Here is a 12440-nt window from a genome sequence, read left to right as displayed (position 1 = left end):
GAAGAGTTCTATGACACATACTATAGTAATCGGTGGCGGCGTAAGCGGTTTAATGGCTGCCGTCACCGCAAGTAAAAATAATAAAGATACGATTTTAATAGAGAAAAATAAAAACCTCGGTCGTAAGCTTCTAATCTCCGGTGGCGGTCGATGCAACGTGACGAACCGTTTACCATACGAGGAAATTATTAAGCACATTCCAGGAAACGGAAAGTTTTTGTACGGACCATTTTCTGTGTTCGATAACGAGGATATCATTCAGTTTATCGAATCACGTGGCGTGAAATTAAAAGAAGAAGATCACGGTCGCATGTTCCCAGTTTCAAATAAAGCAAAAGACGTACTCCAAGTTTTTTTAGATGAACTAGATAAAAACAACGTCGACATTCGCTTCAATACGATAGTAGAATCTCTCATCGTTGAAGCGGACAAAATAAAAGGTGTTCGTTTAGAGTCTGGTGAGATGATTGAAGCTGAAAATGTGATTGTAACAACAGGTGGTAAAAGTGTTCCGAAGACAGGATCAACTGGAGACGGTCATAAGTTTGCGAAAGCGAGTGGGCATACTGTGACGAAACTATTCCCTACTGAGGTGCCAATTCTTTCTGATGAACCATTTATTAAAGATGAGACGTTGAAAGGATTATCACTGAAAGACGTAGCTTTATCTGTATTAAAGAAAAATGGTAAGCCGAGAATTACACATCAGATGGATATGATTTTTACACACTTTGGTGTGAGTGGGCCTGCTGCCCTACGTTGTTCTCAGTTTGTTATTAAAGAACAAGAATCACAAAAACGTGAAGATATCATGATGATGATTGATTTTTATCCGGAAAAGTCGAATGGTGAATTAATAGAAGAATTAGATAGACTAGTGAAAGAAAACAAAGATAAGTCAATAAAGAATATCTTGAAGCCACTTGGGCAACAGCGACTGATTGATTTTATGGTTCATCATTTAGGAATCGATGACACGATTAATGGCCATAATGTGAGCAATGAAGATAAACGTAAAATTATAGAATTCTTGAAATCATTTAAATTCACGGTGAATGGTACGCAGTCGATTGAGAAGTCATTTGTGACAGGCGGCGGTGTGAACTTGAAAGAAATTACGCCGAAGACGATGGAGAGTAAAATAATAAAAGGACTCCACTTTGCTGGCGAAGTCCTAGATATCCATGGGTATACAGGTGGGTATAATATTACGAGCGCACTTGTGACAGGACATGTCGCAGGATTGCACTGTAGTTAATTGGACTTTTTCTTTGTTTGTTTAGATAAAATGTAACCAATAGAGATCAGCATGATACCAGGAATAAGACGGAATAAGAATAAATAGCCGCCAAGTTTTTCTGGAATTGTTATGGATATGATAATCATGATCACACTGATGGTTAATAATATAAGCACTTTATTATTCAAGAAATGACCTCCAAATCTCATTACATTATAACTAAAAGATATTATAAAATAAAAAGAGCCATCTGGCTCTTTTTTTTATCTTTTACCTATTCAACAATCACGCAGTATAGCATCAGTCTTTATTTACTTTTGAGTAATAAATGACATAACATATCACGAGTAAAATGATCGGAAATATAAGTAACACATGGCTATAAGCTGCGCTACCCGTATTCCATAATCCATGAAAATAAATCAACATCCAAAATGATGAGATTAGTAATAATATTTCTTCTATATGTTTCACTTATCCACCGCCATTTTGATTTTGTATGCGTTTTAATAATTAGTATTATATAATAATTTTTTTATTTTAGCTCGTTTATTTTTTTGCGACAAAGTCGGCTCAAAATTGAATCGTTTGTCGCTCAAAATTCAAAATAATTTTTCAACAAGATAAATCCAAAAACACCCGCTTCACTGAGTCTCTTTTCAGTAAAGCGGGTATCGTAATTTTATCTTATTAATTCGCTACGATGTTAACGAGTTTGCCTGGTACTACAATGACTTTACGTACTGTTTTTCCTTCGATCTCTTTCTTAACATCTTCGTGTTCTAATGCTTGTTTTTCTACTTCTTCTTTAGACAGGTCTGCAGACATCATAATTCTCGCTTTTGGTTTCCCAAGAACTTGAACTAGGATTTCTACTTCGTCATCTTTTGTTTTCTCTTCATCGAATGTTGGCCATGCTTCGTACGTTACAGTATCTGTACCACCAAGCTTGCTCCAAAGTTCTTCTGCTATGTGTGGAACGACTGGAGATAGCATTTGTACAAGTCCTTTCACATACCCGATGTTAACTTTATCTTGTTTATATGCATCGTTTACGAATACCATCATCGCAGAGATTGCTGTGTTGAAGTGTAAGTTCTCAAAGTCCTCTGTTACTTTCTTAACCATCATGTGGTATGATTTTTCGAGTTCTTTAGTCTCTTCTTCAACAATTGAAGATTTCACGTTACCTTCTTCGTCAATAATCAGTCTCCAAACACGATCTAGGAAACGACGTGATCCGTCTACTCCGTTTGTAGTCCAAGCGATAGATGCATCAAGTGGTCCCATGAACATTTCATATAGTCGTAATGTATCTGCACCGTGTGTTTGGTTGATGTCGTCTGGGTTAACGACATTTCCTTTAGACTTAGACATTTTTTCATTACCTTCACCTAAGATCATTCCTTGGTTGAATAGTTTTTGGAATGGTTCTTTCGTTGGAACTACGCCAATATCATAAAGGAACTTGTGCCAGAAACGTGCGTACAGTAAGTGAAGAACTGCGTGTTCTGCTCCACCGATATATAGGTCAACAGGTAACCAGTTTTTTAGCTTGTCTTTATCAGCTAACGCTTCATCGTTGTTTGGGTCAATAAATCTTAGGTAGTACCAGCAAGATCCTGCCCATTGTGGCATTGTATTTGTCTCACGACGTCCTTTAACTCCGTCTTCACGTACAACGTTTACCCACTCTTCGTTATTTGCTAGTGGTGATTCACCCGTGCCTGAAGGTTTGATTTCTTTCATCACTGGAAGTTTAAGAGGTAACTCACTTTCATCGACGGCAGTTGTCGTACCGTCTTCCCAGTGAATAATAGGAATTGGCTCTCCCCAATAACGTTGACGTGAGAATAGCCAGTCACGTAGCTTATACGTTGTTTTCTTCTCACCAAATTTTCCGTTTTCCATGATTTCGATTGCTTTTTGAATTGCATCTTCTTTATTTAAACCATCAAGTTCCCCGGAGTTGATATGTGGACCTTCACCAACATATGGAAGTTCTTCTCCACCTTCAACAACACGTTTGATTGGAAGGTCGTATTGAGTTGCGAATTCAAAGTCTCGTTCATCATGTGCAGGTACTGCCATAATTGCACCAGTTCCATAACTTACAAGAACATAATCTGCAACAAAGATTGGCATTTTTTCATTATTGAACGGGTTAATAGCGTAAGCTCCTGTCCATACACCAGTCTTGTCTTTTTGAAGTTCAGTACGCTCTAGGTCTGATTTGTGCGCAGCTTTCTCGATGTATGCTTCAACTTCAGCACGCTGATCGTCTGTCGTAATTTCTTCAACGAGTTTATGCTCAGGAGCGAGAACTGCATACGTCGCACCGTAAATTGTATCCGGGCGTGTTGTAAATGCTGTGAATGTTTGATCAGTACCTTCAATTTTGAAGTCGATGTTTGCACCTTCAGATTTACCAATCCAGTTACGTTGCATGTCTTTTAGAGATTCAGGCCAATCTAACTCTTCTAAATCTTCAAGTAAACGTTCAGCATATTCAGTGATTTTTAATATCCATTGTCGCATTGGTTTACGTACAACTGGGTGTCCACCACGTTCAGATAGGCCGTCAATTACTTCTTCGTTAGCAAGAACTGTTCCTAGTGCTTCACACCAGTTCACAGGCACTTCATCGACATAAGCTAACCCTTTTTCATAGAGCTTTAAGAAAATCCACTGTGTCCACTTGTAGTAGTTTGGATCTGTCGTATCTATTTCACGATCCCAGTCATATGAAAGACCAAGGTCTTTAATTTGACGTTTAAAGTTTTCAATGTTTAATTTGTTAAACTCATGAATATCGTTTCCTGTATCAATCGCATATTGCTCAGCGGGTAGACCAAACGCATCCCACCCCATCGGGTGCATGACGTTGTAGCCGTTCATACGCTTATAGCGCGCAACAATATCCGTTGCTGTGTACCCTTTTGGGTGTCCAACATGTAACCCAGCACCTGACGGATATGGGAACATGTCTAATACATAAAATTTTTCTTTACTAAAATCAGCATCATCTGTTTTAAACGTTTTGTTTTCGTCCCAGTATGCTTGCCATTTCTTTTCAATTTCACGATGGTTAAATGACATTTCATTTTCCTCCTAGATAAAATTAAAAAATCCCATTGTCAAAAAAGACAATGGGACGATCTATATGACCGCGGTACCACCCGCATTCACTTATATTAAGTGCAACTTCATTTATAAGATTTTATTTAAAAATGGACAAGTTCACTTAATTTCACTGTTAGTTTTCACCAGCCACTAACTCTCTAAAAGTGCGTTTTAAGCTACTACTTCCTATTCAATAATTATAATTCACTGCTACTTTTTTTGCAACTCAATATCTTCTAATTTCAGTAGATGACGTTTCATATCGAGCCCTGAACTATACCCACCAAGACCACCCGAAGATTCAATGACTCTATGGCACGGCACAACGATTGAAATCGGGTTTTTACCATTTGCATTCGCAACAGCTCGTGAATGATGCTCAGTTCTCACACGTGTCGCAAGCTCTTTATATGAGATGACTTCACCGTATGGAATTTCACGAAGTGCGTCCCAAACCTCTTGTTGGAACGGCGTGCCGTAGTCGTAACTTATTGGGAAATCGAACTCTGTTCTTTTACCATCAAAGTATTCATTCAGCTGCTTTCTGCATTCCTCTATCACGTCATCAGTATCTTCTGTCACTTTATTATCTGTTTTCTTTATCCAAATAATTGCTCCATCTTTAGATTCTATCTCTAAATAGCCGACTGAAAACTTCTTAACTGCTTTCATTTAACTCATCCTTTATATTTCGATCGAATATCGCAATGAAGTAATATCCAATCACAAGAATTACTACTATCAATATAAATAATACTCTCATATTGAATACATCTACAGCAATACCGCCTATTAGAGGACCAATTGCACGTCCGAGTGTTGCGGTGGAGTTCACAATACCCTGATATGCCCCTTGTTTTCCACTTGGCGCAAGTTGATTAGCAATGGTTGGAATTGCCGGCCACACAAACATTTCACCAAACGTTAGGATCATCATCCCAACAACGAATCCTGCAAACGTCGATTGGAATGCCGTAAAGATAAATGACACAATCATCAGTGTGAGTCCAATATACATTTGAATTTTTAAGTTATCGTGGAAGCGTCTTATAATCGGTGCAATCACTGGTTGTCCAACTACAATTAACAGACCATTCACGGTCCAGATTAACCCATACTGACTGAGTGAGATATTGAGGGATTGGATGTAAGTTGATAATGTTGTAATCCATTGTACATATCCTGTCCATGCTAAGAAAAACATCACACAAATCGTAAGTAGCGCATAGAAATATTTCTTTTGACGCTCTGTATTTAGTTGAATTGACTCTGGTATCGTAACCGTGACTTTATCTCTACCGTCGTATTTAAACTGCGTAACTGCAATGACTAAAAATACGAGGAATAATAAAAAGTTTCCTATAAAGATAAACTCAATATTTACTTCAGCAATAAATCCAGCAACTGCCGTTCCGATTGATACACCTAAGTTTTGAGCGAGATAAATCGCGTTAAACGTTTTACGACCACCTTCTGGCCACACAACTCCTGCCATCGCAAATATGGCTGGGGTAATCATCCCGTTCCCTAACCCATTCAATGTCATGAAGATCGCATAAAATGGCCAATTATGAAGTAGTACGAGACCAATTAATGACACAAATGTGATGATTGCACCTGTCATCACCGTTTTATATCCACCGACCTTATCAAACAGACGACCTCCGTACATGCTTCCTGCCATAGTGAAGAATGAGTTGAGCATCAACACAATTCCAGCAGTAGTGAGCGATTGACCAAGATATTGTGACATAAATATTGTATGCATTGGCCATAGAAAACTCATCCCTATAAAATTGATTGCCATACCAATGACAAGTACCCAAACCTTCTTAGGCATCTTAAACATGTTGTGACCTCCGGAATCTATTAATGAATTAATTATATGCGAATGTATAATAGATATATATAGGTTTTGAAGTAGTCCGAATATTAAATTTTGTAGGAGAATTGAAAATGCTAGATAGAGTTTTAGATGCTGGTAAGAAATATGCGATAGAAGTGATTGAAGACGGCGACATCGCCATCGACGCGACAGTTGGAAATGGACATGACACCGTGTTTTTATCAGAATTAAACAAGCTAAAAAAGATCTATGGATTCGACATTCAAGAAACAGCACTTGAGACGACAAATGAAAACATATCAAAAGTGAATACAACTACTGATGTGGAACTTATTTTAGACGGCCACGAGTACGTGAAAGAATATGTGAAAGAATCTGTAAAAATTGCATTCTTTAACCTCGGCTATTTACCCAGTGGAGATAAAACCATCACTACTCTTCCAGATACGACACTAACCGCAATAGAAAATATCTGTCAGTTATTAGAAAAGAGAGGCAGAATCATCATCACAGTTTACCATGGACATGAGAATGGTAAAGTTGAGAGAGACGCTCTACTCGACTATGTATCAGAGCTCGATCAAAAACAATTTAATGTTCTACAGTATCAGTTTATTAATCAAAAAAACAATGCCCCATTCTTGATCGTGATTGAGAAAAAATAAAAAGGCGAATCAACTGATTCACCTTTTTATATTAAACCCAATTTCAAATAATTGATCGTCTAAAAATCTCATTAAGTAATAAAGTGGCGTCTCTGTATCTTCACGTTGGAAGATGCTGTGCTCTACGTCAAATAATTTCACAGAGTGAAAATAACTTGTCTTCACTTGATTCACAAGTTTCATAGATTGTCTCACGTCTATGATGTCATTTTCTTCACTGTACATCACAAGTACAGGAATATCTCTAACTTCATCAATGTTTTCTCGCATGGCTTTCATTTCTAAAAGCACACTTTGATACCAACTGTAACTCACTTCACGAACGACGAGATCGTCTGACTGATAACGTTCTAGATAGTCTTTATCTGTTGTAAAACTATGCTCATCAAATCCGAGCTTAAATCTCGACTCATCACTCGTCATACGAATGCTTGATTTAAGTAAGTTTTTACGATTCATAAATGATTGTTTAAATACAAGTAGCGGATTCAGTAAAACTGCCCCGTCTATATTTGTCGTCTCTTTTCTCATTAATTCTAAAACAATTAACGCGCCGAGACCTTGCCCAATCACAAATGTAGGGACTTCATACGCATCCACAATATCTATCCACTCTTTAATGCGGTCTGTATATTGATTAAACGATTTAACATGTCCTTTATTTATACGAGTTGTTTGACCTGCACCAGGCAAATCTCCCATCAAACAATGATATCCTTCTTTGTTTAAATCACTAATTAATTTTAAATAATACTCATGGTGCTCCATCATGTCGTGAACAATGACCACGGCACCTTTAGGAGTGAATTCTGTCTCCCATTTCCACATATATTTTCTCCTTACAAATTAAAGTTAATTTGATATGATAAAGTTAAGTATAACAATATTGTTAAAGGAGTTCGATGTCAAATGTTAATTGAATATAAAGGACAAAATCCTGAAATTCATAGTAGTACTTTTATAGCTCCTAATGCTACAATAATTGGGGACGTAAAAATAGGTGAAAATAGTTCGGTTTGGTTCGGTACTTGTATTCGCGGAGACATAGCACCTGTACGTATTGGAGATAAAACCAATGTACAAGATCTTTCGGTCTTGCATCAATCTCCAGATATGCCGCTTGTATTAGAAGATAATGTCACTATTGGACACAGAGTGACACTACATAGCTGCACAGTTAAAAAAGGTGCTTTAGTCGGTATGGATTCTACAATTCTAGACGGAGCAATTATTCATGAAGGTGCATATATTGGTGCGGGTTCGTTAGTCACAGGGGGAACTGAAATACCGCCAAATACACTCGCTTTCGGTAGGCCAGCTCGAGTTGTACGTGAGTTAACCGATGAAGACAAGTTAGAAATGAAACGAATTAATGAGACTTATGTGAATCACATTCCACATTACAAAGGGTAAAAGCAATTATTTAAGCTATTGGAGGAACAAGCAATGCCAGTATTAAGAGATTTATTTATCGCTTTATCAGAGGTTAAAACTTTCAACGATGCATCCAAAAAAATGGGGTTAAGATTTGGTGCACAAAAAGTTGTTGGAGGAATTACGACTGAAGACGCCGTTAAGAAAATCAAGGAATTAAATAGAGACGGAATGAGTGTCACTTTTGATAACTTAGGTGAATTCATCACTGAACGTTCTGAAGCAGAAACTGAAAAAAATAAAATCATTGAAATGATTAGAGCATCAGATAAAGCAGGAATAGATGCACATCTTTCAGTTAAATTAACTCAAATAGGCCTTAACATCGATTACGACTTTGCTTTAAAAAACATTCGAGAAGTTATGGAAGCGGCTAAAGAAGCAAACATGTTTGTTAACTTGGATATGGAAAGTTATCCTAAAAAGATCGAAACAATGGAGATTTTAGACGAGTTATTAAAGGAATATGATAACGTTGGTACAGTAATTCAAGCGTATCTTTTCGATAGTCCTGAAGATGTATTAAAATATAAAGACGTTAGACTACGTATCGTTAAAGGTGCATATAAAGAACCAGGAAACATTGCATATCAATCAAAAGAGGATATCGATAGAAGTTTCTTCGAGTTGATTAAAACTCACTTAACAAACGGAACAGGATTCACATCAATCGCTACTCATGATCACAATATCATCAACAAAGTTAAAGCGTTCGTAAAAGAAAACAACATCAGTAAAGATAAATTTGAATTCCAAATGTTATACGGATTCAGAACGGATTATCAAAAAGAGCTCGTAAAAGAAGGGTATAACTTCTGTGTGTATCTGCCTTATGGACCAGACTGGTATGCTTACTTCATGAGAAGAATTGCTGAAAGACCACAAAACATTAATTTAGTGGTAAAATCAGTTACAACTAACAAGAAGTTCCAATATGGGGCTGGTGCAGCATTAGCACTTCTTGGTGCGTTATTCGTAACAAAACGCAATAAATAATTTTTAGAGATAGGTGTGCACATGTTGCACGCCTATATTTATTAGGAGTGAATCTCATAAATAAGCGATATTTATTTATATTCTTAGGTGCAATTATTGGCGCAACGTTACGCTTATTAGTCAATTACGGAATGATGGAGATCAATCTCCCCTTCCTATCAAGTACCTTTATCGTAAATATGGCTGGAGCATTCTTTGTAGGGCTCGCATACATGAAACTTAATGCAACTAATGCGCAATTATTATTTACGACAGGACTGCTTGGAACGTTCACTACATTCTCTGCACTCTCAATGGAACTATATTTTGGACTATACACAAGCCAATTCATATTTTTTAGCGTTTATCTTGTATTAAATATGTTAGGCGGACTCATTATGGTTTATTTAGGTGCAAAGATTGGAGGAAAGAAATATGAGTAATATATTTCTGACAATCATTGCTGCTGGTATTGGTGCTGTTGTACGTGACATTGTGAGTGAAAAAATGGACGGTAAGAGTAAGTTTGGTACGAATAGCATCAAGACAGTGAACTATATCGGAGCTTTCTTAATGGGTGTTGCTGTGCAGATGTTTATTTTGAATAGTAGTATGTATACTATCGTAACAGCTGGATTCTTAGGCGGCTTTACAACCTACTCTACTTTCGCGTTACAACAATTTAAATTACTAGAAGATAAAGACCTCGGTGGCTTTTTAAAATACACTCTAGAAACATTCTTCGCGACACTTGTATTATTTGCTCTAGGAATGATCATTGGTAGTATTCTTTAAGTGTTTTAATCTTAATACACTAGGGTATAGATAATGTGAAGTAAAGAGTATCTAGATGTTAAACTTGTATCTTGATAAGTAAAAATGCCGGATATTTGTCCGGTATTTTTTTATTTTCTAAAACAATAATGGCTAGTCCTAAATTTAGGACTAGCCATTTTTTATATTACGGGTTTAAGCTTAATAAGCGATCCGCAATCTCATCCAAGTCTTTAACCGTATATTGGAAGCGACCTTGGAATACATGCTTGTTGAAATATTCTTCTAATTGTTCTGGACCAACAAGTACTTTAACTGAAGAGTCTGTTGAGTAGTTCATAATTGTATGACCCCCATTATCTTTCGGGTTAAAGTAAATAATGGGTACTACATCGAATTGAAGTTTTAATACATTACGTAACTTTTCAGCCGTAATTTTTGTCTCTTCAATTGTTTCATTGTAGTAATTCACAGAAACTTTTTTGTCATCATCTTTTTCAAAGATTAATGTCTGTTCTTGTTTTTCATCTAAACCAAGGAGTTGGAAGATGCCTTCTAAATAAGGAATTTCGTCGAACTGACCTTCAGTCATACCATGTAAGATGTGACCTCTCCAATATTTAGAATCAATTAAGTAAAGACCTGTTCTTGTTAAAACTAAATGATCGATTTTACGTGTATTTGTGTAGTTTCTAGATGGAAGATAGATGTTAGACAAGATATACATGTCTGACTCTCTGATTCTCTCTTCAGTCACTAACTTATTCTTAAAGTTAAGTAAGAGTAAATCTGTTAAATACTCGCCTTGGTCTACAGTAAATTGCTGTACACTAGATAGTTTGTTATTTAAGAGAGTTGTATCATTCACATAACGTTCGTTAAGTTCTGAAACTTCTTTTTTATGTGAAAGTCTCGCTTCCTCTTCTTCTTTTTCGTATTTATTAACGATATCATTACGCTCTTTCGTGTAGCGGTCTTCAACTTGTTTCACTTCGTTGCGATGCTTTACGTAGTAGATTAAAAATAAAATTAATATAATTAATAACAACGCAGAAACTGCAATGAAAAATGGATTTGTGAAGATTTCTGTTGACATAAATTCTCACTCATTTCTTCTTTTTCAGTACATTAATTATACCAAAGTATGATTTAATTTAAACGTTTAAATAGCTTTTTAATGCCAACACCTTATTTGTGTTTTCCCAAGGAAGGTCAATATCATCACGACCAAAGTGTCCGTAGCTTGCCGTTTGTTTGTATATTGGACGTAATAAATCAAGTGATTCAATAATTCCATCTGGTGACAAATCAAACGTGTTACGAATCGCTTCAACGATTTTTTTATCTTCAACTTTACCTGTACCAAATGTATCTACTGAAATTGAAACAGGTTGTGCGACACCAATTGCGTATGCAAGTTGAATTTCACATTGGTCTGCAAGTTCTGCAGCTACAATATTTTTCGCGATATAACGTGCAGCATAAGCAGCTGAACGGTCTACTTTTGTAGGATCTTTTCCACTGAATGCTCCACCACCATGACGCGCGTAACCACCGTAAGTGTCAACAATAATCTTACGGCCTGTAAGTCCAGCGTCCCCTTGTGGTCCACCGATTACAAAACGTCCTGTTGGGTTAATGAAGTATTTTGTGTTTTCATCGATTAATTCACTTGGAACAACCGCTTCAATTACGTGTTCATGTAAATCTTTCTCGATTTCTTCAATTTCAATTTTTTCGTGGTGCTGTGTTGAGATAAGAATCGTGTCCACGCGAACAGGCTTATGATTCTCATCATATTCAACTGTAACTTGAGTTTTACCATCTGGGCGTAAATATTCTAAAATTCCTTCTTTACGTACTTCTGTTAGACGCTTCGATAATTTGTGTGCGAGGTGAATTGGAAGTGGCATGAACGTTTCAGTTTCATTTGTAGCGAAACCAAACATTAAGCCTTGGTCTCCTGCACCTGTTGCAGTTTTTTCACCATCTTTCGATTCAACTGCATTGTCGACACCTTGAGCGATATCAGGAGATTGCTCATCGATACCTGTTAATACTGACATTGTTTTGTAATCATATCCGAACTTTGCGTCCGTATATCCAATCTCTTTTACTGTGTTTCTCACGATTTTTGGAATATCTACATATGTGCTTGTTGTAATTTCACCAACGATTAAAGCAAGTCCAGTATTTACAACTGTTTCACACGCTACGCGTGCATTCTTGTCTTCACTAATAATTGCATCTAAAATTGCATCTGAAATTTGGTCAGCAATTTTGTCTGGGTGTCCTTCAGTTACTGATTCTGACGTAAATAACTTACGTTCCATTAAAAAAACTCCTTTAGAATATATTAGCTATCTCGATAAGCAATAAAAAA

Annotated in this window: 13 protein-coding genes and 1 other annotated feature; of the genes, 6 read left to right on the top strand and 7 right to left on the bottom strand. The window is 36.7% G+C overall.

Features of this window, described 5'->3' with window-relative positions; genetic code table 11:
- Window positions 1-10: 10 nt before the first annotated feature.
- On the top strand, window positions 11-1258 hold the full coding sequence (locus IEU51_RS00505; protein WP_186088296.1) for a BaiN/RdsA family NAD(P)/FAD-dependent oxidoreductase: 1248 nt from the start codon (window positions 11-13) through the stop codon (window positions 1256-1258).
- Here the strand turns inward: IEU51_RS00505 and IEU51_RS00500 are convergent.
- The 4 genes from IEU51_RS00500 to IEU51_RS00485 form a co-directional block, all read right to left on the bottom strand.
- Window positions 1255-1428 (bottom strand): hypothetical protein, encoded by a 174-nt coding sequence (locus IEU51_RS00500; protein ID WP_186088297.1) that lies wholly within the window; start codon window positions 1426-1428, stop codon window positions 1255-1257. The two genes, IEU51_RS00505 and IEU51_RS00500, sit on opposite strands and share 4 nt — an antisense overlap.
- A gap of 502 nt (window positions 1429-1930) precedes the next feature.
- Window positions 1931-4339 (bottom strand): leucine--tRNA ligase, encoded by a 2409-nt coding sequence (gene leuS / locus IEU51_RS00495; protein WP_186088298.1) that lies wholly within the window; start codon window positions 4337-4339, stop codon window positions 1931-1933.
- Window positions 4340-4387: 48 nt separating this feature from the next.
- Window positions 4388-4559, bottom strand: a binding site (T-box leader).
- 14 nt (window positions 4560-4573) lie between these two features.
- Window positions 4574-5035, bottom strand: a complete 462-nt coding sequence (locus IEU51_RS00490; protein ID WP_186088299.1) for a methylated-DNA--[protein]-cysteine S-methyltransferase — start codon at window positions 5033-5035, stop codon at window positions 4574-4576.
- Entirely contained in the window at window positions 5022-6212 is a 1191-nt protein-coding gene (locus tag IEU51_RS00485) for an MDR family MFS transporter (RefSeq protein ID WP_186088300.1), read from the bottom strand. Before IEU51_RS00485 ends, IEU51_RS00490 begins: the two co-directional genes overlap by 14 nt.
- A 107-nt stretch (window positions 6213-6319) precedes the next feature.
- Here IEU51_RS00485 and IEU51_RS00480 point away from each other — a divergent pair, with 107 nt between their 5' ends.
- Window positions 6320-6874 (top strand): class I SAM-dependent methyltransferase, encoded by a 555-nt coding sequence (locus tag IEU51_RS00480; protein ID WP_186088301.1) that lies wholly within the window; start codon window positions 6320-6322, stop codon window positions 6872-6874.
- Between the two features lie 18 nt (window positions 6875-6892).
- On the opposite strand, the gene IEU51_RS00475 is transcribed toward IEU51_RS00480, so the two are convergent.
- The gene (locus IEU51_RS00475) at window positions 6893-7702 is read right to left on the bottom strand and encodes an alpha/beta fold hydrolase (RefSeq protein WP_186088302.1); all 810 of its coding nucleotides are present in this window, start codon (window positions 7700-7702) and stop codon (window positions 6893-6895) included.
- A gap of 81 nt (window positions 7703-7783) precedes the next feature.
- Between IEU51_RS00475 and IEU51_RS00470 the strand changes: the two genes are divergently transcribed.
- The 4 genes from IEU51_RS00470 to IEU51_RS00455 are packed head-to-tail and all read left to right on the top strand — an operon-like array spanning window position 7784 to window position 10078.
- Window positions 7784-8287 carry a gamma carbonic anhydrase gene (locus IEU51_RS00470; RefSeq protein ID WP_186088303.1) on the top strand — a complete coding sequence of 168 codons (504 nt, stop codon included), beginning with the start codon at window positions 7784-7786 and terminating at the stop codon, window positions 8285-8287.
- A gap of 33 nt (window positions 8288-8320) precedes the next feature.
- A complete protein-coding gene (locus IEU51_RS00465) occupies window positions 8321-9304 on the top strand; it encodes a proline dehydrogenase family protein (RefSeq protein ID WP_186088304.1) in 984 nt (327 codons plus the stop codon).
- Window positions 9305-9351: 47 nt separating this feature from the next.
- Window positions 9352-9726: a FluC/FEX family fluoride channel gene (locus IEU51_RS00460; RefSeq protein WP_186088305.1), complete on the top strand. Its 375-nt coding sequence runs from the start codon at window positions 9352-9354 to the stop codon at window positions 9724-9726.
- Entirely contained in the window at window positions 9719-10078 is a 360-nt protein-coding gene (locus IEU51_RS00455) for a fluoride efflux transporter FluC (RefSeq protein ID WP_186088306.1), read from the top strand. Before IEU51_RS00460 ends, IEU51_RS00455 begins: the two co-directional genes overlap by 8 nt.
- A gap of 166 nt (window positions 10079-10244) precedes the next feature.
- On the opposite strand, the gene IEU51_RS00450 is transcribed toward IEU51_RS00455, so the two are convergent.
- Together IEU51_RS00450 and metK are read right to left on the bottom strand one after the other, a co-directional pair.
- Entirely contained in the window at window positions 10245-11153 is a 909-nt protein-coding gene (locus IEU51_RS00450) for a nuclease-related domain-containing protein (protein WP_186088307.1), read from the bottom strand.
- Between the two features lie 58 nt (window positions 11154-11211).
- Window positions 11212-12390 carry a methionine adenosyltransferase gene (gene metK / locus IEU51_RS00445; protein WP_186088308.1) on the bottom strand — a complete coding sequence of 393 codons (1179 nt, stop codon included), beginning with the start codon at window positions 12388-12390 and terminating at the stop codon, window positions 11212-11214.
- Window positions 12391-12440: the final 50 nt, after the last annotated feature.

The organism is Phocicoccus schoeneichii, assembly GCF_014635565.1.
Taxonomy (GTDB): domain Bacteria; phylum Bacillota; class Bacilli; order Staphylococcales; family Salinicoccaceae; genus Phocicoccus; species Phocicoccus schoeneichii.
This window is presented reverse-complemented; position numbering and strand designations above follow the sequence as displayed.